This is a genomic window from Kitasatospora sp. NBC_00240 (assembly GCF_026342405.1).
In the GTDB taxonomy this organism is placed as follows: domain Bacteria; phylum Actinomycetota; class Actinomycetes; order Streptomycetales; family Streptomycetaceae; genus Kitasatospora.
In genome coordinates this window covers 6211314-6233617 of record NZ_JAPEMU010000001.1, presented here as the reverse complement: position 1 = coordinate 6233617, position 22304 = coordinate 6211314, and the positions used below count along the sequence as shown (strand labels likewise).

Below are 22304 nucleotides of genomic sequence, written 5' to 3'. Positions count from 1 at the left end.
GGGCACCGGTCGCCCGGCGGCCCAGCGACAGCGGGCCCCGGGGTGCGGCGGGAGCCCTGTGATTGAGGGCCGTACGGGCGACTGCGACCCGCCGGGGCACCGGTCGCCCGGGCGCCTCCTACCGCTCACACCTACCGCCGTTCCGGCGGATCGGCCGGGCTGCCCCGGGCCTCAGGCGCCGGACTTGCCCGCCGATCCGGCGGCGGCCGCGAAGGCCCCCTGGGCGAGGCTGTGCAGCAGTGCCGCCATGCTGTCGCGGGGCAGGCCCGCCCATTCGCCCTGGGCCACGTTCGGACCGAGGCTGTGCGGGGTGGAGTTGAGCAGCCCGAAGACCGCGTGCACGGCCGCCCGGGCCACCGGCTCCTCGGCGGGACCGGCCAGCGCCGGGAAGGCCCGCCGGACGGCATCCACCCAGAGTTCGAGGTAGCCGCGCTGCAGCCGCCGGACCCGGCGGCGGTCCTCCTCCTTGAGGTGCAGCAGTTCACGGTCGTGGAGCGTGATCAGGTCGCGATCGTCGAGCGCAAAGTCGACATGTCCACTGATCAGGGCATCCAGGGCATCCTGGGCCCCCTGGGCATCGCCACCCTCGCCCACGTGGTCCCCCGCCCGGCGGCGGCCCTCCTCCAGCAGCCGCTCACTGATGCCGACCAGCAGGTCCGCGAGCATCGCGTCCTTGCCCGGGAAGTGGCGGTAGAGACCGGGGCCGCTGATCCCGACCGCCTTGCCGATCTCGTCCACGCCCACCCCGAGGAATCCCCGGGCGGCGAACAGCCGTGCCGCTTCCTTGCGGATCTGGTCACGGCGTGGGAGCGCGGAGGTGGCTGGGACGTTCGACATGCTGCCCATCGTAGACAGTCGGGTTATCGAGCGTTAACCTGACTGCTGGAGTTAACGCTCATTAACTTGGGGGCGGCGCGGCTCACCCTGCCCGCCGCCCACCTGGTTCCGGGGGCAAGGGAGCTCTTGGGATGGTCTTCTCAACCGTCGGTGCATCGACCGGCGTATTCGGCAGCCCGAACGTCGGCCCGGCGCCGCGCCCATCCATGGCGCCGTCGGGCGGACCCGGCGGCGCAGGCAGTACGGGCGGTACCGGTGCCTTCGCCGGCACCGGTGGAGCGGGCGCAGCCGCGGCTCCGGCCCCCCGGCTCGCCAGCGCCGCCGACCCCGGCTCGGATGCCTTCCGGTCCAACGCCACCGCCCATCGGGCGCTGGTCGCCGAGCTGCGCGACAAGCTCGCCACCGCGGCGCTCGGCGGCGGGGCCAAGGCCCGCGCCCGCCACACCGCACGCGGCAAGCTGCTCCCCCGTGACCGGGTGGACACCCTGCTCGACCCGGGCTCGCCCTTCCTGGAGCTGGCCCCCCTGGCCGCCGACGGCATGTACGACGGGGCCGCGCCGGCCGCCGGCGTCATCGCGGGCATCGGCCGGGTCGCCGGGCGCGAGGTCGTCGTGGTGGCCAACGACGCCACCGTCAAGGGCGGCACGTACTACCCGATGACGGTGAAGAAGCACCTGCGGGCCCAGGAAGTGGCGCTGGAGAACCGGCTGCCCTGCATCTACCTGGTCGACTCCGGCGGGGCCTTCCTCCCCATGCAGGACGAGGTCTTCCCGGACCGGGACCACTTCGGCCGGATCTTCTACAACCAGGCGCGGCTCTCCGCCGCCGGGATCCCGCAGATCGCGGCCGTGCTCGGCTCGTGCACCGCCGGCGGCGCGTACGTCCCGGCGATGAGCGACCAGGCGGTGATCGTCCGCGAACAGGGCACCATCTTCCTGGGCGGCCCGCCGCTGGTGAAAGCGGCGACCGGCGAAGTGGTCACCGCCGAGGAACTGGGCGGCGGCGACCTGCACTCCCGCACCTCGGGCGTGACGGACCACCTGGCCGAGGACGACGCCCACGCGCTCTCCATCGTGCGGACCATCGTGGCCGGTCTCGGCCCCCGGGCGGCCCGGCCCTGGCCGCTCTCCCCCGCCGAACCGCCCGCGGTTGACCCGGCCGGACTCTACGGAGCCGTGCCGGTGGACCCGCGCACGCCGTACGACGTGCGCGAGGTGATCGCCCGGCTGGTCGACGGGAGCCGCTTCGCCGAGTTCAAGGCCGAGTACGGTGCCACCCTGGTGACCGGCTTCGCCCGGATCCACGGCCACCCGGTCGGCATCGTCGCCAACAACGGCGTGCTGTTCTCGGAGTCCGCCCTGAAGGGCGCCCACTTCATCGAACTGTGCGACCAGCGCGGCATCCCCCTCCTCTTCCTGCAGAACATCACCGGCTTCATGGTCGGCCGGCAGTACGAGGCCGGCGGCATCGCCAAGCACGGCGCCAAGATGGTCAACGCCGTCGCCTGCACCCGGGTACCCAAGCTCACCGTGGTGATCGGCGGCTCCTACGGCGCCGGCAACTACTCGATGTGCGGCCGGGCGTACTCACCCCGCTTCCTCTGGATGTGGCCCGGGGCCAAGATCTCGGTGATGGGCGGCGAGCAGGCCGCCTCGGTGCTGGCCACGGTGCGCCGCGACCAGGTGGAGGCGCAGGGCGGCGAGCCGTGGGCCGCCGAGGCCGAGGAGGAGTTCAAGCGGCCCGTTCGCGAGCAGTACGAGCGGCAGGGCAACGCGTACTACGCCACGGCCCGGCTCTGGGACGACGGGGTCATCGACCCGATGGACACCCGGACCGTGCTCGGCCTCGCACTGACCGCCTGCTCCAACGCGCCGCTGCCCGCCCCCGGACCGTACGGCGTCTTCCGGATGTGAGCCGGACCTGAGCCGGCCGGCGGTCGGCCCGCGCCCACCGGGCCGGCCCGCCCGTCCCGCTCCTCCACCCTCCTCGTACGGCCCCCTCGACCCGGAGGAACCCCTCCCATGTTCGACACAGTTCTGGTCGCCAACCGTGGCGAGATCGCCGTTCGGGTGATCCGCACCCTCAGGCGGCTCGGCGTACGCTCGGTCGCCGTGTTCAGCGATGCGGACGCCGACGCGCCGCACGTCCGCGAGGCCGATGTCGCCGTGCGGCTCGGGCCGCCCGACCGCAGCGACAGCTCGGCCGCCGAAACCTACCTGCGGACGGACCAGATCCTGGCGGCGGCCCGCCGCACCGGTGCCCAGGCCGTCCACCCCGGCTACGGCTTCCTCGCCGAGAACGCCTCCTTCGCCCGTGCCTGCGCCGACGCCGGCCTGGCCTTCATCGGCCCTCCTCCCACGGCCGTCGAGCTGATGGGGGACAAGATCAATGCCAAGGAGGCGGTCCGCACCGCCGGGGTGCCGGTGGTACCCGGCAGCCAGGACACCGCTCCCAGTGACGCCGAACTCACCGCTGCGGCGGACGCGATCGGCTACCCCGTGCTGCTGAAGCCCTCCGCCGGCGGTGGCGGCAAGGGCATGCGGCTGGTCCGGGACCCGGCCGACCTGCCGGCCGAGATCGAGGCCGCCCGCCGGGTGGCCCGCACCGCCTTCGGCGACGACACCCTGCTGCTGGAGCGCTGGATCGACCGGCCGCGACACATCGAGGTGCAGGTGCTGGCCGACGCCCACGGCCGCACCGTCCACCTCGGCGAGCGCGAGTGCAGCCTGCAGCGCCGCCACCAGAAGCTGATCGAAGAGGCACCCTCCGTCCTGCTCAACCCCGAGACGCGCGCCGCGATGGGCGCGGCAGCCGTCCGGGCCGCCGAGGCCTGCGGCTACACCGGGGCCGGCACCGTCGAATTCATCGTTCCCGGCCTCGACCCGACCGCCGACGAGCCGCCCGCCGGCGTCCTGGACTTCTTCTTCATGGAGATGAACACCCGGCTCCAGGTGGAACACCCCGTCACGGAACTGGCGATCGTCGTGGGCCGCGACAGCGCGGACCCGCGGCGGCTGGACCTGGTCGAGTGGCAACTGCGGATCGCCGCCGGCGAGAACCTCCCGTTCGACCAGTCGGACATCTCCTTCCTGGGCCACGCCATCGAGGCCCGAATCTGCGCGGAGGACCCGGAGCGGGACTTCCTGCCGACCGGCGGCCGCATCCTGCTCCTGGAGGAACCTCAGGGCGAGGGCATCCGGGTCGACTCGGGCGTCGCCCCGGGCACCGAGATCGCCAGCGCCTACGACCCCATGCTGGCCAAGGTGATCGCGTACGGACCCGACCGCCCGACCGCCCTGCGCCGGCTGCGCAGCGCGCTCGCGGACACCCGGATCCTCGGCGTGACCACCAACACCGGCTTCCTGCGACGACTTCTCGCACACCCCGATGTCGTCGCGGGCCGCCTCGACACCGGCCTGGTCGAACAGACGGCCCAGCAGAACCCCGTGCTGCTGGCCTCTCCGTACTCCCCGGCCGGTGCCGCGGCCGAACCCGCCGCTACCGACGGCGATCTGGCCCCGGGCGCCGCCTCAGCTGCAGTGCCCCCCTCCGGCACTGCACCCTCGACCGGCACGACCGGCGCCGATGCCGCCGCGGACCTCGGGACGGTCGCCCACCCGGGCGCCACGCCCTCCGTACCGCCGACGCACCTCCTCTACTACGCGGCCGCCCTGGCCCGGCAGTTGGAACTCACCCCGCCGACGTCCCACGACGGCTGGACCGACCCGTTCTCCCTTCCGTCCGGCTGGCGCCTCGGCGGCGAGACCGCCTGGACCACCCACCGGCTCCGGGTCCCCGGCCAGGACCCGGTGTCGGTGAGCGTACGACCTGTCACTGCCAGCAACGTAGCCGAGGCCACTGACAATCCTTCAGGCAGTACGCCTGACCTGCACATTCGTATCGGCGACGGGCCCGTCCAGCAGGTTCGGGCCACACAGTCCGGCCGGCGACTGCACCTCACGGTCGACGGCTTGCGGACGACGTTCGCACACGCCACCGACAATCCGTCGGGCCAGCCCGCCGCCGGACCGGTGACCTGGCTCGGAATCGACGGCGACGCCTGGGCCCTGCACCCGTACGACCCGGTGGGGGACCGGTCCGCCGCCGGCGGCGCCCACCACGGCGCGCTGACCGCCCCGATGCCCGGCACCGTCACGGTGGTCAAGACCTCGGCCGGCGAGCAGGTCCGCCGGGGCCAAGCCCTGCTCGTGCTGGAGGCGATGAAGATGGAACACGTGATCGCCGCACCGCACGACGGCACGGTGAGCGAACTGCGCGCCGTCGCCGGTGCGACGGTGGCGATGGAGGAACTCCTCGTCGTCGTCACCCCGGACGACGCCGCGGCGCCCGCCCCCGTCGGGGTGACCTCGTGACCGCCCCTGCGCGCGAGCCCGACGCACTGGACCTCGGCCTGCCCGCCCCGGTGCCGGACCCGGCCCTGCCCGCCGAGGTCCGCATCCACGAGGTGGGTCCGCGCGACGGACTGCAGAACGAGAACACGCTGGTCCCGGTCGAGGTGAAGGCCGAATTCATCGCCCGGCTGGCCGCGGCCGGCCTGCGGACCGTCGAGGCGACCAGCTTCGTCCACCCGAAATGGGTGCCGCAGCTCGCCGACGCGGAGGAGCTGGTGCCCCGGCTCGCCGACCTGCCGGCCCGTCACCCGGGCCTGCGGCTACCGGTCCTGGTCCCCAACGAGCGCGGTCTCGAACGCGCACTGGTCCACGGCGTCGGCGACATCGCGGTGTTCGCCAGCGCCACCGAGACCTTCGCCCGGCGCAACCTCAACCGGTCCGCCGACGAGGCGATGGCGATGTTCGAGCCGGTGGTCCGACGGGCCACCGAGGCCGGGCTGCGCGTACGCGGCTACCTGTCGATGTGCTTCGGCGACCCGTGGGAGGGGCCGGTCCCGCCCGAGCAGGTGATCGGCTTCGGGGTCCGCCTGCTGGAGATGGGCTGCGAGGAGCTGAGCCTCGGTGACACCATCGGCGTGGCCACCCCGGGCCAGGTCGGCGCCCTGCTGGACGGCTTCGCCCGGGCCGGCGTGCCGGCCGGCCGGCTCGCCGTGCACTTCCACGACACCTACGGCCAGGCGCTGAGCAACACGCTGGCCGCGCTGCGCGCTGGGATCACCACCGTGGACGCCTCGGCGGGCGGCCTCGGCGGCTGCCCCTACGCGAAGAGCGCCACCGGCAACCTCGCCACCGAGGACCTGGTCTGGATGCTCCACGGCCTCGGCATCCGGACCGGCGTCGACCTCCGCGCACTGGTCGAGGCCAGCGCCTGGATGGCCGACCGGCTCGGCCGCCCCAGCCCTTCCCGCGCCGTCCAGGCACTCGCCGGGGGCCGGGCCTGACCCCGGCCCGCCTCCGCCACCCCGGAGCCGGCCCGGTCCCACGACCGGCCGGCTCCCCGCCCGACCCGGTACGCCGGTCACATCATCGGCCGGCGCCGGCCATCCACTCACGCCCGCGGCCACCCCGGCCGGGCCCCAGGAGGATCACCATGCTCGATCACCGGCTGGATTCCGAGTACGAGGAACTGCGCCGCACCGTCGCCGAATTCGCCCAGGACGTGGTCGCCCCCAAGATCGGGGAGTTCTACGAGCAGGGCGAGTTCCCGTACGAGATCGTCAAGGAGATGGGCCGGCTCGGCCTGTTCGGCCTGCCCTTCCCCGAGGAGTACGGCGGCATGGGCGGCGACTACTTCGCCCTCGGCCTCGCCCTGGAGGAGCTCGCCCGGGTCGACTCCTCGGTGGCGATCACCCTGGAGGCGGCCGTGTCGCTGGGCGCGATGCCGATCTACCGGTACGGCACGGAGGAGCAGAAGCGCGAGTGGCTGCCCCGGCTGACCTCCGGCGAACTCCTCGGCGCCTTCGGCCTGACCGAGCCCGAGGGTGGCTCCGACGCCGGTGCCACCCGCACCACGGCCCGCTACGACGAGGCCACCGACGAGTGGGTGATCAACGGCACCAAGTGCTTCATCACCAACTCCGGTACCGAGATCACCGGCCTGGTCACGGTCACCGCGCTCACCGAACCGATCGCTCGTTCGAGTGAAGACGGCGGAAAGCTCTCGCCTCAGCGGGAGATCTCCTCCATCATCGTGCCCACCGGAACACCGGGCTTCCAGGTTTCGAAGAAGTACTCCAAGGTCGGATGGAACGCGTCCGACACCCGTGAACTGTCCTTCACCGACTGCCGCGTCCCCGCGGCCAACCTGCTGGGCGAGCGCGGCCGCGGCTACGCCCAGTTCCTGCGGATCCTCGACGAGGGCCGCATCGCCATCGCCGCCCTGGCCACCGGCCTGGCCCAGGGATGCGTCGACCAGTCGCTCACCTACGCCGCCACCCGCCGGGCCTTCGGCCGCCCGATCGGTGCCAACCAGGTCATCCAGTTCAAGCTCGCCGACATGGAGATGCGCGCCCACACCTCCCGCCTGGCCTGGCGGGACGCCGCCTCCCGGCTGCTGCACTCCGAACCGTTCAAGAAGGAGGCAGCCATCGCGAAGCTGTACTCCTCGGAGGCCGCTGTCGACAACGCCCGGGAAGCCACCCAGATCCACGGCGGCTACGGCTTCATGAACGAATTCCCGGTCGCGCGCTTCTGGCGTGACTGCAAGATCCTCGAAATCGGCGAAGGCACCTCGGAGGTCCAGCGCATGCTCATCGCCCGCGAGCTCGGCATGACTCCCTGACGCAGCCCCACCGTCCGCCCCGCCGAGGCGCCCTGGCACCGGGCCCGCCCCTTCCGGGCCGCCTCGGCGGCGTCAACTCCGACCGTCCGAGCACTAAGACGCTGACAGGTCGGTGGCCGACCCCCTCAGGTCGGCCACCGACCGAACACTGAAGACGCGTCAAGGAATGACAATGACCGGCCGGTTGGCCCGGCGCGCCAGCCTGCCCGACACCGAACCGAAGATCTTCCCCAACAGGCCGTGCGTGCTGCCGACGACGATCGCGTCGGCCGCGTACTCCCGGCCGACCTCCTCGATCTCGTGACAGATGTCGCCCCCGCGCTCCACCAGGATCCACGGCACACCGGAAAGAAAGTCCGCGCACGCCAGTTCCAGGCCGATGACCTCCGTCCGGTGGTCCGGCAGGTCGACGAAGACAGGAGGTTCACACCCGGCCCAGACGGTGGCCGGCAGCCGGTTCGCCACATGGACGATCACCAGACCGCACTGCGAGCGGCGGGCCATCCCGACCGCGTAGGCGAGCGCGCGCTCGCTCGACAGCGACCCGTCGAAGCCCACCACCACACCATGCTGGAAAACGGGGTCGCAGGGGCGTACGGCCTCGTCCTGGGACAGCGGCAGGCCGGCGCTGCCGGCCGTGTCCGGGACGCCCGAACGGTCGGCGTCCGGTCCGATACGTTCGGTCACTGCTCGCTCCGCACGGTCCCGGTTGTCCTCGCGCCGCTGGCGGGGCCTCGGCCAACCGCGGCGCACGACATCCCGTGGCCGGGCGGGGGGAAGCAGTCCGCCCTCCGGGCCACCGGGGCCGCCAGCGGCGCTGGAGCCGCCGACCGGGCGCGCGGCATCGTCCGCTTCGGTGGGTGGGGAAGTGTCAAAACCAGCCATGGCTCAAAGCTCTTCGCATGAGATGGGCCGACAAGGGAGGACAACGCTGCCCAGGCAGCAGGCCCGCCCACGGCACGACATCGGACTGTGCCGAGCACCACCGTATGTGACCTGTTCCTTTCAGAGTACGACGGCTGAGGAGTCCGGCCCAGCGGCAGAGCTCCTGAACGACCACGTTCCCGCTAATGGAGGGGGCGCACCAGCACCACCCAGCGCCCCTTTGCGCAGGCGTTCGCACCCTCGTACGGAAAGAGGTTCCCTGGAGCTTGACTGAGGAGTCCCGGCTACGCAACAGGCCGGGCACACACCGTGACCGGACTGTCATAGAGCGGTAGCTTCCACCCGACCCACCGATCCGCGGTCGACGCACCCGGTGCGCTCCGCCCCCTCACGTCCGCATCCACCATCCGTTCCTTCCGATGTGCCCGAACGGTCCCCACGGGGGCCGATCAGCAGCGGCCGGCACCCCTTGCCTTCACCGAACGGCCTTCACCGAACGGCCTTCGCCGGACGCCCGACAGCAGACATCCGGTCTCCGGCATCCGGCATCCGGCATCCGCCACCCGCGGCCATGACAGCGGAACGACACCCGGCGCACCGCTCCCGCCGGACAGTGCACTCCCCGCCCCTCACCTCCTGGCACCGGGCCCGCAACGGCACCCACCCCGGGCCAGGCGATCCGCGCCGCCCACGTTCAGCCCGACCCAAGGGCAAATGTTCCTGTTTCAGCCAATTCACACCAGTTCGCGACGGCAGTTGGCAATTGCCACGTGCATACCCAGCTGCACTGGCAGCATGCAGAACATGCCGCTGCTCCTGTTCGACCTCGACAACACCCTGCTGCCGCGGGACGCGGCCTTCAGGGCCTGGGCCCACGACTTCCTGACCGAACTGGGGCTGCCCCCCGCCGAGCTCGACTGGCTCGCGACCATCGACGGCGGCGGGTACGTGCCGCGGAGCACCGTACTGTCAGCGGCCCGGCGTCGCTACGGGCTGGACCACTCCCTCGACTACCTGCTCGCCCACTACCGACGCGGCATCAACTCCCACATCCACTGCCCCACCCGGCACGTGGATGCCCTCCGCGCGGCTCGCGCCGCCGGCTGGACGCTGGGGATCGTCAGCAACGGCGGCACCCGCCCGCAGTTGGAGAAGATCCGGAACACCGGGCTCGGCCCGCTGGTGGACGGCTGGGTCATCTCCGAGGAGGCCCAGTGCCTCAAACCGGATCCGCTGATCTTCGAAATCGCCGCTCACCGCTGCGGCGTGGCACCCACCGGCGACTGGGCCTCGGACACCTGGATGGTCGGCGACCACGCCCCCGCCGACATCGCGGGCGCCGAGCTGGCCGGCCTGCGCAGTGTGTGGCTGCACCACGGCCGGCCCTGGTCGGAGCCCGGGTACCGTCCGACGCTCAGCGCACGAGGCCTCCCCGAGGCCGTCGGGCTGATCCTGAGTGCCGCCGACGCGCCGAGTGCCCGGGCCGGCGGTCGACCGGTCGGGCGACCCGGCGCCGGACCGAGGACGTCTGCGGCGGCCCGGACGGCCGTGGACCCAGCGCTCACTCCGCTCGCCAAGGAATTGGAGGCACCCAACGCGCCGAGCGCCCCCGGGCCTGCCACTGTCCGAAACCGGCCGGCTGCAGCGACCGGTGTCGCGGCCGGGACCAGCCGTACCCCGCGCAGCGAAGCGGCGGCCGGAGCACGGCCGAGGCCGCGTACCCGCTTTGCCGTACCCATCGCCCATCCGACCACGTCCAGCGGCACGACCCCGGCCGCAGTCGTCGCGGCCCTGCCCGTCCTCGGCCCGCCGATGCCGGTCGTCCTGACCGGATCCAGCACCGTCGGGCCCTCATCCGGCGGCGCAGCGCCCGTTCCGGCCGCCTCCGGCAACTCGATCGGCGCAGCGAGTCCGGTCGGTGCAGTCGGTGCGGTCGGTTCGGTCGGCCCGGGTGGCCCGGGTGGCCCGGATGGCTCCACCGACTCAGTCGGCTCGGCCACTTCAGCGCCTACTCCCGTCGGCTCCCCTACCGTCTCTCCCGTGCCTCGGCCGCCCAGGTCCGCCCGGGCGGCGGGCAGGCATGCCGACGTCGGTCCGCGTCTCTTCGAGCCCTCGGTGGGCTACGCCTCGGGCGCCGCCGGGTAGCCCCACCACCGGGTGACACCGTGCTCCACGAAGCCGAGCTTCCGGTAGAGGGGCTCGGCGAGCAGGGTGGCCACCAGCGTCGCCGGCCTGTCCGGGTGCGCGGCCAGCGCCGTCATCAGCAGCGCGCGGGCCACCCCCTGGGAGCGGTGGGCGGGAAGGGTGGCCACCCAGTACACCCCGACCGTCTCACCGTTGTCGTACGTCAGGCAGGCACCGGCGTCCTGGCCCTCCACCCGGGCCCGCCAGGCCCGGATGCCCGGCTCGCCGAGCAGGCCTTCCGGCAGCATCCGGCCCCTGGTCAACGGCTGGTGCTCCGGGACGGGGAAGGCCTCGACCACGGTCCGTTCCACCGCCGCCAGCCCCTCGCCGTCGCGCGCCTCATCGACCGTCAGTTCGCTCCCGTAACGCCGCCGTCCACCCCAGCCGGATGCGGAACCGGCTTCCGTCCCACCAAGCCCGCTCGCACCTTGAACATCACTGACACCACGGACACCACGAGTACCACCGCAATCATCAGCACGGTCAGGAGCAACCGCGCCACGGACACCGGCGACTCCACTCGGGACGGAGGCCGGCTCGCGGGTCATCACCGCCATGCCGAGGCCGTGCACGCAGCCGAAGCGGGAGAGATCCAACCGCCCGTACGGGTCCTCCAGGCAGAGCCGGGTCGTGTCCCAAGTCCGCAGCAGCTGTTCCAACTCCTCCTCCAGTCCGACCGGTTCTTCGTAGGGCCGGGTGACCACGACGCGGTGGGCGTCGGTGGTGGTCCGGCCACACCGGACGGCGGTGAAGCCGGGTCGGTCGAGGTGCTGCCAGGCGTGCACGCGGGCCTGGGCGAGCCAGAATTCGGCTGCGTTGTCGTTGGCCTGTTCGAGGCGGCTGTACGTCTCCACCGCTGGACCATAACCGGACGGGCGCGACGGGCGCCCCGACCCCTTCGGCACTGTGCCGAGGGGGTCGGACGGGCGCACACTTCTACTGTGCGCGCCCCTCGTGTGCACCGCCTATTTTCGGTCAATCTTGTGCCGATCGACCCCTCTTGGGCAAAGTCGCAGCCCACGGCGGCCGGCCGGGCCCGGCAGGGGCCGCCACCCCCGAAAAGGTCGTGCGACAACAAGCCACCGCTGCAACCGCCCCCTTCCCAGAAGGCTCGACGGGTGCCACGCTTCGTGATCGAATGCTTCACGCCAAATTGCCATGTCGACATAGCGTCGGATGGTGAACTTGTCACAACAGCAACGGTCCACCCAGTAGATTCGATCTTGGCGAGCAGTACCGCACCACCACACCACACCACCGAGGGGGCTTGAGCGCCTTGAGCAGGGTGAGCAGGAGCGACGCGGGTCCTGACAACGGCCAGGCCGTGGCCGGTCTCACGGACCAGGTGTCGAGAGAATCCGACACCTCGACCGGCGCCTCCGCCACCCTGGACGCCGCCGGACGCGCCGTCACCCGGGCTCCGCTCGGCCGTTCCTCGTTCGGCGCGTCCCAGGCCCTGCCGGGCCAGCTCGGCTTCGGTGGGCAGGCCCTGACGGCGGGCCAGTCGGCGACGGGTCCCACGGGCCCGTCCTTCCCGGCCCTCTCCCACGCCACCGTATCCGTCCCGGGGGCGACCTCGGCAGCCGGCTCCGCCGTCCTCGGCGGAGCGTCCGGCGTGACGCCCCTCGGCCCGTCGGCCACCGGGCCCGCGACGGCCGGGCCACTGACCTCCGCACCGCCGCGGAAGCTCTCCGGGCGACGGCGCCGCGAGACCGTGGCCGTGCTGATCTTCGGCGGCGCCCCGATCTTCGAGAGTTCGATCCCGCTCTCCGTCTTCGGCGTCGACCGCCAGGACGCCGGCGTGCCCCGCTACCGCCTGCTGGTCTGCGCCGGGGAGGACGGCCCGCTGGCCACCACCGGCGGACTGACCCTTACCGCCCCGTACGGCCTGGAGGCGCTCGCCCGCGCGGGCACCATCGTCGTGCCCGCCTGGCGCTCCATCTCGCAGCCCCCGCCGGTGGAGGCCATCGCGGCCCTGCGCAAGGCGCACCACGAGGGAGCGCGGATCATCGGCCTGTGCACCGGCGCGTTCGTCCTCGCCGCCGCCGGGCTGCTCGACGGGCGCCCCGCCACCACCCACTGGATGTACGCGCCGACGCTGGCCAAGCGCTACCCCCGGGTCCACGTCGACCCGCGGGAACTCTTCGTCGACGACGGCGACGTGCTCACGTCGGCCGGTACCGCGGCCGGGATCGACCTCTGTCTGCACGTGGTCCGCAGCGACCACGGCGCCGAGGCGGCCAACGCGCTGGCCCGCCGCCTGGTGGTGCCGAGCCGCCGCAGCGGGGGCGGACAGGCCCAGTACATCGATCAGTCTTTACCTGAAGAGATCGGCAACGACCCGCTGGCCGAGGTCGTGACCTGGGCACTGGAGAACCTCAACCAGCAGTTCGACGTCGAGGTGCTGGCCGCCCGCGCCTACATGAGCCGCCGGACCTTCGACCGCCGGTTCCGCACGCTCACCGGTAGCGCCCCGCTGCAGTGGCTGATCACCCAGCGGGTGCTGCAGGCCCAACGCCTGCTGGAGACCTCGGAACTGTCGGTGGACGATGTCGCGCGCCGCTGCGGGTTCCGTTCGCCGGTCGCTCTGCGCGGGCATTTCCGCCGTCAGCTGGGTGTCTCGCCGGCCGCGTACCGGACGAGCTACCGGGCCCGTCGGCCCGGTCCGCAGGGGACCGGGCAGGCCTCGGGCGCGTCCGAGCGCTTCGCCGGCGGGTCCGGCGGCCCGCAGCCGGGGCAGGTCGGCCCGTACGGCCAGGCCCATACGGTGCCAGGAACGGGCACTGCCGGGCCCGGCCATGCCGCCGGGGCGGGTACGCCGGGGCATTCCGGGCACGGCACGGTACTCCCGTCCGGGCAGCCCGCCCAGGGCGGCGTCCCGCACCAGGGCCAGCACGCCCGTCAGCCCTACCAGAGCCACGCCGGCCAGCCCCACGGCGGCCCGGCCCACTCCGGCCAGTCGGCGGCGGGGCGCAGCAGCGGCCGGGCGCTCGTCCCGGCCCAGGCGGGCCCCGGCTCGCCGCGGCCCCCGCGCACCGTGGAGCACGCCCCGGCCGAGGACGGCCAGCCGCAGCCGGGCGCGCGCGGCCAGGGGCAGGGCCATCGGACCGGCCGCCTGCCCGCGGAGCGGGTCGCCGGCGAGCGGTCCGCCACGGACCGGTCCCCGGCGGATCGCTCGGGGCCGGACCGGGGCAACCCGGACCGGGCCTCCCGAGGCGCCTCCGACCGATCCCCTGCCGAGCGGTCCCCGGTCGACCGAAATGCCATCGACCGAGCTGCCGCCGACCGGGCCATGACCGGCCGGGGCGGATCCGAGCGGCCTTCGGCGGACCGGGTTCCGGTGGACCGGGTCGTCCCGGAGCGTGGCACCGCCGAGCACACCAGTGCCGACCAGGACGGTCCTGGGCCCACCGGGTCCGGCTACGCCGCCGCGGGGCACGTACCGGACGACGCCCTGGGCCGCACCCCGGCCGGGCACTCGCCGGACGACGGCGTGGCCGAGGGGCCTACCGGCACGGACCACCGGGCCTCGAACGGGGCCTCGAACCACGCCCCGGCGACGGACCGGCTCCCTTCGCCGGGCCGCCCCGCGGACGACGGGGCGGACGGCTCCACATCCCATCAGGGCCTTGCGGTGCCCGCGGCGCGTGATCGCGCCGTAGGGTGAGTGACGTGAATGACCGTTTGGTATGGATCGACTGTGAAATGACGGGGCTGGACCTCGACCGGGACGCACTGGTCGAGGTCGCGGCACTGGTGACCGACTCCGAGCTGAACATCCTCGGCGAGGGGGTGGACGTCATCATCCGCCCGCCCGCCGAGGCGGTGGCGAACATGCCCGAGGTCGTGCGCACCATGCACACCTCCTCCGGCCTGCTCGACGAACTGGAGAACGGTCTGACGCTGGCGGAGGCCGAGGCCCTCGTACTGGCGTACATCCGCGAGCACGTGCCGGAGGCCGGCAAGACCCCGCTCTGCGGGAACTCGGTGGCCACCGACCGGGGCTTCCTTGCCCGCGACATGCCGGCGCTGGAGGGGCACCTCCACTACCGGATCGTGGACGTCTCCTCGATCAAGGAGTTGTCCCGCCGCTGGTTCCCCCGGGCCTACTACAACAGCCCGCAGAAGGGCGGCAACCACCGGGCACTGGCGGACATCCGCGAGAGCATCGCCGAACTGCGGTACTACCGCGAGGCGGTGTTCGTCGAGCAGCCCGGTCCCGACACCGACACCGCGCGCGCCATCGCGGCGAAGTACCAGCTGCCCTCCGACTGACCCGGGCGGTGCAGGGCGGCCGGCCGAGGGGGCGGCTCGGCCCTCCGGAAACCCTGGCGCGAGCACCCTCCCGGATCCTGTAGAGTTCTTCCTGTCGGAGCGGGAACGCCCCGGACAGATGGTGGGTGTAGCTCAGTTGGTAGAGCACCTGGTTGTGGTCCAGGTGGCCGCGGGTTCAAGTCCCGTCACTCACCCCAGAGCCTGAGGGCCTGATCTCTTCTGGAGATCAGGCCCTCAGGCGTTTCTGTCGCTCCGGCACCCAGTGGGTGCCCACTCCCGCCGTCGCCGATCGCGGCGCGGCCACAGGCGCACGGGCTTCTCCGTCGCAGGATCTGCCCTCCGGCCTCCAGATCCCCCGAACTGCCTCCGGATCCTCCCCTGCCTCCCGGACCTCTGCGGGGCTCCTCACGCGCACCGTCGGCGCGGGCCGGAGATTTCGGCAGCCCGCCCCTGCCCCCGAAAGCTACCGACTAGTAACATGGCCGCATGACCACTCCCTCGATCGGCCAGCTGCTCGATTCGACCGTGCCGATGGCGCGCACCCTGAAGCTCGAATACCTGGAGACCACCCCGGAACGCGCCGTCCTGCGGCTGCCCGACCAGCCCGACTACCACAACCACGTCGGCGGCCCGCACGCCGGCGCAATGTTCACCCTCGCCGAATCGGCCAGCGGCTGCATCGTGCTGGGTGCCTTCGCCGACCAGCTCTCGCGCGCCGTGCCGCTGGCCGTGAGCGCCGAGATCTCGTACAAGAAGCTGGCGATGGGCGCGGTCACCGCCACCGCCGTGCTCGGCCGCCCGGCCGCGGACATCGTGGCCGAGCTGGACAAGGGCGAGCGCCCGGAATTTCCGGTCACCATCGAGATCACCCGCGCGGACGGCGCCGTCACCGGCGTCATGACCGTCATCTGGACGCTGCGCCCCAACTCCTGACGGTCGGCCCTGGGTCGGCCCCGTACGGCGCCTTGCGCACCCGCGGACGCCGCCTGCGGAAGCCCCCTCCCCGGAGACCGCCCGCCGGTCGGGCGGCTGCTCGACCGGCGCCTGCGGACGCCCTGGCACAGCCGGGGCGCCGGCAAGCGCACGCCCAGCCGCAGGCCTCACCACCGCACGCCCCGGCAGCCCCACCTGCCGGGGCCGATGGGCCGAAAGCCGATCGGCCGGCCCGTCGCCCACGCCGCCGAACCTCCCCCTGAACGAGGCTCAGCAGCTCCGGCGACGGGCCGGCCCGGCCCCGAAACCCCGACCCCGGCACCCCACCGGTCGACCCGCAGGCCGCGGGCAGCAGGCAGCCGATCAGGCCGAGTCCCGCACCACCAGCTCGGTGGCCAGCACCACCTGGCGGCGGGCCCGGCCGCGTTCGGTGATCTCGTCCAGCAGCACCCGTGCCAGGGTCCGGCCCATCTCCTCGATCGGCTGGCGCACGCTGGTCATCGGCGGGTCGGTGTGCCGGGCCACGATCGAGTCGTCGAAGCCGATCACCGCCACCTGGTCCGGCACCCGCCGCCCGGCGGCCCGGAGTTCCTGCATCGCGCCGGCCGCCATCACGTCGGAGGCGCAGAACACGGCGTCCAGGTCCGGCCGGCGTTCGAGGAGTCCACGCATCGCCAGCCGGCCGCCCTCCTCGGTGAAGTCGGCGAGCATCACCAGTTCCTCGTCGTACGGGCGCCCGGCCTCCTCCAGGGCGGTCCGGTAGCCGCCGAGCCGGGCCCGGGCGACCTCCATGTCGAGCGGGCCGGTGATGGTGGCGACCTGCTCGCAGCCGCGGCGCAGCAGGTGCCGGACCGCCATCCGCGCGCCGCCGGCGTTGTCCGCGTGGACGTAGCTGAGCGGTTCCTGGTCGCCGCGCCGCCCGGCCAGCACAGAGGGGATCTCCAGGCTCTCCAGCAGGGCCGGCAGCGGATCGTCCTGGTGCACGGCGACCAGCAGGACGCCGTCGACCCGGCCGGCCGTCAGATAGGCCGAAAGTCGATCCCGTTCGCGCCGGTTGCGGACCAGGATGAGCAGCAGCTGCATGTCGGTCTCGGACAGTTCGGCCGCGACGCCGCTGATGATGTCGGAGAAGTAGGGCTCGGAGAAGAGCCGGGTCTCGGCCTCGGGGACGATCAGCGCGATGGAGTCGGTCCTCGATGTGACGAGGGTGCGGGCGGCCCGGTTGGGGACGTAGCCGAGTTCCGTGATGGCGGCCTGGACGGCCTCGCGGGCCCGGTCGCTGACCCGGGGCGAGCCGTTGATCACGCGCGAGACGGTGCCGCGGCCGACGCCGGCGAGCGCGGCCACCTCCTCCAGGGTCGGGCGTGCCGAGCCCCGCGCATTCGCCCCGGAGTCGCTCGGCCCGGTGGGGCGCTGTGCGGTCTGGCTCATCGCTCACCTCGTGGAGAGATCATCCTCGGCCGGGCTGTCGCCCGGTTGCCGGTCGGTGCGGTGGACTGCACTGCTGATCGCACTGCTGTTCATCCACCGCTGTTCATTGTGGTGCTGTTCATTGTGGCCGGTTCCGGCGCCCGAAGGGCCATCCGGGCGGCAGTCGCCTTCCGGAGCCCCGGGGTGGAGGGCCACCGGGCCGGGCCGGCGGGCCGGGCCCGGACGGTGCCCCGCGCTCCGTACGGCGGATCCGATCCGGTGTCTTGACACTCGCCCCCGGGACAAAGGAACCTTTCGGCATGCACGATGGGAGCGCTCCCACACTCTAGTGGGCAATCCCGCCAAGGAACAGCACCAAGCGCGCCGACTGCGCAGTCCTTGTCGGCGCGGTGAACGGCATGCCTCCTGGGCATCTGCCGGGCGGCGGTCCAGGTGCCCTCGCCCGAGCGCCCGCAGCACCTTCCGCACTGTCCTCTCGAATCTCTCATGGGAGCGCTCCCGCATGACAGCCGTATCGGAACAGACCACCCAGGACGTCGTCCCGGCGCCCCGGGCCGCCCTGCCGGGCCACACCTTCCCGGCGGGCTTCGCCTGGGGCGCCGCCACCGCCGCGTACCAGATCGAGGGCGCGGCCGCCGAAGGCGGACGGACCCCGTCCATCTGGGACGTCTTCAGCCACACCCCGGGCCGGACCGCCAACGGCGACACCGGCGACATCGCGGTCGACCACTTCCACCGGTTCCGCGAGGACGTCCGGATGATGGCCGACCTCGGGCTCACCTCCTACCGCTTCTCACTCTCCTGGCCCCGGATCCAGCCCACCGGCCGGGGCCCCGCCGTCGAACGCGGCCTGGACTTCTACCGCGCGCTGACCGACGAACTGCTCTCGTACGGCATCACACCGGTCGCCACCCTCTACCACTGGGACCTGCCGCAGCACCTCGAGGACCTCGGCGGCTGGACCGTCCGCGACACCTCCGCCCGGTTCGCCGACTACGCCGCCCTCGCCGCCGAGGCCCTCGGCGACCGCGTCACCACCTGGACGACCCTCAACGAGCCGTGGTGCAGCGCCTTCCTCGGCTACGGCTCCGGCGTGCACGCCCCCGGGCGCACCTCCCCCGCCGAGGCGCTCAAGGCCGCCCACCACCTCAACCTCGGCCACGGCCTGGCCGTCGGCGCGCTGCGCGCCGCGCTCCCGGCGAGGGCGCAGATCGCGATCTCGCTCAACCTCCACCAGGTGCGGCCGCTCAGCGACCACCCGGCCGACGCGGAAGCCGCCCGCCGGATCGACGCCGTCGGCAACCGCATCTTCACCGGCCCCGTGCTGCACGGCGCCTACCCGGCCGACCTGCTCGCCGACACCGCCCGGATCGTCGACTGGGAGGCCCTGGTCCGACCCGGCGACCTGGAGGAGATCTCCCGCCCCATCGACCTGCTGGGCATCAACTACTACACCCCGACGGTGGTCTCCGCCGCCGAGAACGCGAAGCCGGCCGCCGGCAGCGAGATCCACGGCGCCAGCACCCACTCCCCGTGGCCCGGCGCGGACGACGTCGCCTTCCACCTCGCACCCGGCGAGGTCACCGCGATGGGCTGGCCGATCGACGCGACCGGCCTGACCGACCTGCTGCTCGACGTCCACCGGGCGCACCCCGGCCTGCCGATGCTGATCACCGAGAACGGCGCCGCCTTCGACGACGTGCCGGGCCCGGACGGCACCGTGCACGACGCCGACCGGATCGCCTACCTGCACGACCACCTCGTCGCGGTCGCCCGCGCCATCGAGGCGGGCGCCGACGTCCGCGGCTACTACCTGTGGTCGCTGATGGACAACTTCGAGTGGGCCTACGGCTACGCCAAGCGGTTCGGGGCCGTGCACGTCGACTACGCGACGCTGGCCCGCACGCCGAAGGCCAGCGCCACCTGGTACTCCGAGGTGATCCGGCGCGGCGGCCTGGGCTGACCCGCCGCCGGACGTCGCCACCGTCCGCCGGCACCCCACGGTTCGACGATGGCGATGACTGTCCGTGACGGCCTGCGTGACCTGACACCCCACCCGCTCGTTGGGCCCTCACGTGCGAGCCAAACACCCCACCCACCCCCAGGCCCCGGCCACCGCCTGTCGCGACGGCGGCCGCCCCGGACGTGGGTGGCTGCCCCGCCCCCGCGCCGTCGCGGCGGGCGGGGCGCTGCTCGTCCAGCTCTGGGGCGTCGGCCTCGGCGCGGGCTGCGCCCAGGCCACCACCGTCACCCCGGGTCCGGCGCCCGCCGGCGCCCACCGGGCGGCCGGGCCGGACTCCGTACCGCTCCCGGCGCAGCGCCGTCCGCAGCGGGCACCGGACCGGACCGCCGACCAGGACGCCTCCCCGCCGTCCCGTTCCGCACCGGTGCAGGGGGCCGGGGCGGACGCGTTCGCCGACCGGTCCGGTGACGGCCGCTCCGGCGACGACCGGTCCGGTGACCTGGTCGGGCAGCTGACCGGGACCGTGCCCGCGCTGGACGATCCGGCCGCCCCGGTCGGTCGCCTGCTCCAGGAACGGATCCGGGCCGGCGACCTGCCGTTGCCCGGCCAGGGCAAGGCCGTCCCGGACGCCTTCGCGATCGCGGCCGTCCTGCTGCACGCCGCTCCGCCGGAGCCCCGTGAGGAGGACGAACCGCGCGCCTCCCGGGACGCCCCCGCCGAGCCGGCGGAGCCCGACACCGCTCCGGCCGCCGAGTCCGCGGCTCCGGCCGAAGCGCAGGCGCCGGCCGTCCGACCCGGTGCCCCCGCCGCCGTCGAGGTCGAGGCCGCCGCGGACCGGATGCCCCTCGCCGCCCAGCAGCCCGGCGGCGGTCCGCCGCCCGCACAGGCCCTGCCCCGCCCCGGGGTGGGCCCCGGCCCGGACGCCACGGCGGGCAGCCCGGTCGGCGTCGGGACGGCCGGGACCAGCGCCGCCGTCCTGGTGCCGATCACGGCCGGGCTGTTGCTCACCGGCGCGGCGATGTACAAGCACCGCGGCCTGCCCAAGGGGCACTGACCACCGGCGCAGACCGGGCCGGGCACGTCCGCCGCGCACCGGCGGACCCCGGGGTCGGGTTCCTCGGCGGTCCCGGCTAGCGGAACACTCCCGGCGGGGGTTCCGGCGAGGGCCCGCCGGTGGCGTCGGTGGCCGGGGCGGCGCCCGCGGTGAAGTCGGTCAGGCCCCGGCCGTGCTCGACCCGGCCGATCGCCGCGTCGCCGGCGACCTTGCGGGTCAGGTCGGCGACCGGCAGCGGGGTGTGGGCGCCGGCCAGGATCAGGTTGCCGAAGCGCTTGCCACGCAGCACCGCCGGGTCCGCGACCAGGCAGGTCTCCGGGAAGACGGCGCCCAGGGTGGCGACCTGGGCGCGGGCGAAGGACAGGGCCGAGCCGTCGGCGATGTTCGCGGCGTACCAGCCGCCCGGCGCCAGCGCCCGGGCGGCCAGCGTGACGAACTCGACGGTCGCGCAGTGGGCGGGCACCCGGGCGCCGGAGAAGACGTCGGCGATCACCAGGTCCACCGCGGCCTCCGGGGTGCGTTCCAGGACGGCGCGGGCGTCGGCGCCCCGCACCTTCACCTGCCAGCCGCGCTCCAGGGGCAGTTCGGCCCGGACGAGTTCGGTGAGCGCCGTGTCGATCTCGGCGACCTGCTGGCGGGAACGGGGGCGGGTCGCCGCGACGTAACGGGCGAGGGTGAGGGCGCCGCCGCCGAGGTGCAGCACGGTGAGCGGCCGGCCCGCCGGGGCCACCAGGTCGATCAGGTGGCCCAACCGGCGCTGGTACTCGAAGCCCAGGTGGGCCGGGTCGGCGAGGTCGACCATGGACTGCGGCGCGCCGTCGATCAGCAGGGACCAGGCCTGCGCGCGGTCCCGGTCCGGAACGAGTTCGGCGAGCCCGGAGTCGACCGGCCGGGCCAGCGGGCCCTGGGCGTGGGTCCGGCCGCCCTGGTCGGTCGCCGCGCTGGCGTCCGCCGCCCCACGGCCCCGTTCGGAGCTCTTGCCGGCCCTGCTGCTTCGTCCCATGCGGGCCATTATCGCCGCCGGTCCGGGAGCGTCCGCAGGTCAGGCGGCCCGAGGACGGACCGGCCGGAGGGCACGTGGGCGGCGGCGGGACGGGGCGGACCGACCGGCGGCCCGGGACGGCACGGCGGGAGCGGCACCGTGGGACCGGTCCGGTCCGGTCCGGACGGGACGGGGTGGGACGGGGTGGGGTGGGACGAGGTGGAACGGGACGGGACGGAACGGGACCCGGTCCGGCGGGCGCTCGCGGGTTCAGAACGGGCCGAGGCCGCCCGCGGTCAGCGTGCAGGCGGCCTCGCAGAGCGCGGAGCGCAGGACCCAGGGGTCGGTGGGCCGGGCGGCGGCACCGGCCCCGGCCGGCGGCATCACCCAGCGCGGGTCGGTCGCCGGCAGAACCACCGCGCCGGCCGAACACGAGCTGCCCGGCAGGTGCCAGCCGCTCACCGTCCCGGCGGGCACCAGGAAGGAGACGGTCGTCCCGGTGACGCTCTGCAGCACCGCGCCGCAGGCCCGCCGCAGCCGCAGGATGTCCACCGCCTCCAGGCCGTGCCGCATCGAGACGGTGACGGTGTCGTACCCGGCCGCGGCGACCGGCTGCTCGGCCCGCGGCCGGCGGGTGGGCAGCGGGCCGCCGCCCGCCCAGGAGGAGCGGCCGTCGGTGGTCTCGGGCACCAGGGCCGGGGCCACGCCCGGCAGGACTCCTTGGGCGGCCAGGCGGTGGTACTGCGGTACTCCGGTGGCCATCTCGGGCCCTCCTGTCACCTCGTCCAGATCGGAAGCCTCGACGCCCGGCGGGGGTGGGGGCCGCGGCCGGCTCGGGGACGAGCCGGCGGCGGGTCGGGCGTCGGCCCGGCTTCCGCGTATCAGGACAACGCGACGAGGGCGCTCCAGGCCACGGGGCGGCTTACAGCAAGCCATGGCATTTCATGGCAGAACTCGGCAACAGTGCCCGATATGCGATGAATTGACAGCACATCATCCGAGAACCGGCCGTGCTCGAGTGGTGACTCCCGGTACTGTCTTCGCAGCGCCCCGGCAGACCGCCGGGC

At 73.7% G+C, this 22304-nt stretch carries 15 protein-coding genes, 1 tRNA gene and 1 pseudogene; 11 read left to right on the top strand and 6 right to left on the bottom strand.

Annotated features, from left to right (window positions below):
- Nucleotides 1-171 precede the first annotated feature (171 nt).
- Nucleotides 172-837 (bottom strand): TetR/AcrR family transcriptional regulator, encoded by a 666-nt coding sequence (locus OG689_RS26585; protein ID WP_266323387.1) that lies wholly within the window; start codon nt 835-837, stop codon nt 172-174.
- A 131-nt stretch (nt 838-968) separates the two neighbouring features.
- Between OG689_RS26585 and OG689_RS26580 the strand changes: the two genes are divergently transcribed.
- The 4 genes from OG689_RS26580 to OG689_RS26565 all read left to right on the top strand — a co-directional run bounded on the left by OG689_RS26580 (nt 969) and on the right by OG689_RS26565 (nt 7530).
- Nucleotides 969-2750 (top strand): carboxyl transferase domain-containing protein, encoded by a 1782-nt coding sequence (locus OG689_RS26580; protein WP_266323386.1) that lies wholly within the window; start codon nt 969-971, stop codon nt 2748-2750.
- Between the two features lie 108 nt (nt 2751-2858).
- The gene (locus OG689_RS26575) at nt 2859-5210 is read left to right on the top strand and encodes a biotin carboxylase N-terminal domain-containing protein (RefSeq protein ID WP_266323385.1); all 2352 of its coding nucleotides are present in this window, start codon (nt 2859-2861) and stop codon (nt 5208-5210) included.
- 26 nt (nt 5211-5236) lie between these two features.
- Nucleotides 5237-6190, top strand: a complete 954-nt coding sequence (locus tag OG689_RS26570) for a hydroxymethylglutaryl-CoA lyase (protein ID WP_266327451.1) — start codon at nt 5237-5239, stop codon at nt 6188-6190.
- A 149-nt stretch (nt 6191-6339) separates the two neighbouring features.
- A complete protein-coding gene (locus OG689_RS26565) occupies nt 6340-7530 on the top strand; it encodes an acyl-CoA dehydrogenase family protein (RefSeq protein WP_266323384.1) in 1191 nt (396 codons plus the stop codon).
- Nucleotides 7531-7689: 159 nt separating this feature from the next.
- Here the strand turns inward: OG689_RS26565 and OG689_RS26560 are convergent, their stop codons facing one another.
- Nucleotides 7690-8151, bottom strand: coding sequence for a universal stress protein (locus tag OG689_RS26560; RefSeq protein ID WP_266327449.1), 462 nt, complete (start codon nt 8149-8151; stop codon nt 7690-7692).
- A 1059-nt stretch (nt 8152-9210) separates the two neighbouring features.
- Here OG689_RS26560 and OG689_RS26555 point away from each other — a divergent pair.
- Nucleotides 9211-10560 (top strand): HAD-IA family hydrolase, encoded by a 1350-nt coding sequence (locus OG689_RS26555; RefSeq protein ID WP_266323383.1) that lies wholly within the window; start codon nt 9211-9213, stop codon nt 10558-10560.
- On the opposite strand, the gene OG689_RS26550 is transcribed toward OG689_RS26555, so the two are convergent.
- A complete protein-coding gene (locus tag OG689_RS26550) occupies nt 10536-11453 on the bottom strand; it encodes a GNAT family N-acetyltransferase (protein ID WP_266323382.1) in 918 nt (305 codons plus the stop codon). The genes OG689_RS26555 and OG689_RS26550 overlap by 25 nt on opposite strands.
- Before the next feature lie 809 nt (nt 11454-12262).
- Between OG689_RS26550 and OG689_RS26545 the strand changes: the two are divergent.
- The 4 genes and pseudogenes from OG689_RS26545 to OG689_RS26530 form a co-directional block, all read left to right on the top strand.
- Nucleotides 12263-13261 (top strand): annotated as a pseudogene (locus OG689_RS26545) (helix-turn-helix domain-containing protein); the annotation flags it as partial.
- Between the two features lie 1010 nt (nt 13262-14271).
- On the top strand, nt 14272-14874 hold the full coding sequence (gene orn, locus OG689_RS26540; protein WP_266323381.1) for an oligoribonuclease: 603 nt from the start codon (nt 14272-14274) through the stop codon (nt 14872-14874).
- Between the two features lie 121 nt (nt 14875-14995).
- Nucleotides 14996-15071 (top strand) — tRNA-His (locus OG689_RS26535).
- 289 nt (nt 15072-15360) lie between these two features.
- Nucleotides 15361-15807 (top strand): DUF4442 domain-containing protein, encoded by a 447-nt coding sequence (locus tag OG689_RS26530; RefSeq protein ID WP_266323380.1) that lies wholly within the window; start codon nt 15361-15363, stop codon nt 15805-15807.
- A gap of 363 nt (nt 15808-16170) precedes the next feature.
- Here the strand turns inward: OG689_RS26530 and OG689_RS26525 are convergent, their stop codons facing one another.
- Nucleotides 16171-17238, bottom strand: a complete 1068-nt coding sequence (locus OG689_RS26525; RefSeq protein ID WP_079197576.1) for a LacI family DNA-binding transcriptional regulator — start codon at nt 17236-17238, stop codon at nt 16171-16173.
- A gap of 502 nt (nt 17239-17740) precedes the next feature.
- Here OG689_RS26525 and OG689_RS26520 point away from each other — a divergent pair.
- Both OG689_RS26520 and OG689_RS26515 read left to right on the top strand, forming a co-directional pair.
- Nucleotides 17741-19201, top strand: a complete 1461-nt coding sequence (locus OG689_RS26520) for a GH1 family beta-glucosidase (RefSeq protein WP_266323379.1) — start codon at nt 17741-17743, stop codon at nt 19199-19201.
- A 112-nt stretch (nt 19202-19313) separates the two neighbouring features.
- Nucleotides 19314-20255, top strand: coding sequence for a hypothetical protein (locus OG689_RS26515; protein ID WP_266323378.1), 942 nt, complete (start codon nt 19314-19316; stop codon nt 20253-20255).
- 76 nt (nt 20256-20331) lie between these two features.
- On the opposite strand, the gene OG689_RS26510 is transcribed toward OG689_RS26515, so the two are convergent.
- Nucleotides 20332-21267, bottom strand: a complete 936-nt coding sequence (locus OG689_RS26510) for a fused MFS/spermidine synthase (RefSeq protein WP_266323377.1) — start codon at nt 21265-21267, stop codon at nt 20332-20334.
- A gap of 240 nt (nt 21268-21507) precedes the next feature.
- Entirely contained in the window at nt 21508-21999 is a 492-nt protein-coding gene (locus OG689_RS26505) for a hypothetical protein (RefSeq protein ID WP_266323376.1), read from the bottom strand.
- Between the last annotated feature and the right edge of the window lie 305 nt (nt 22000-22304).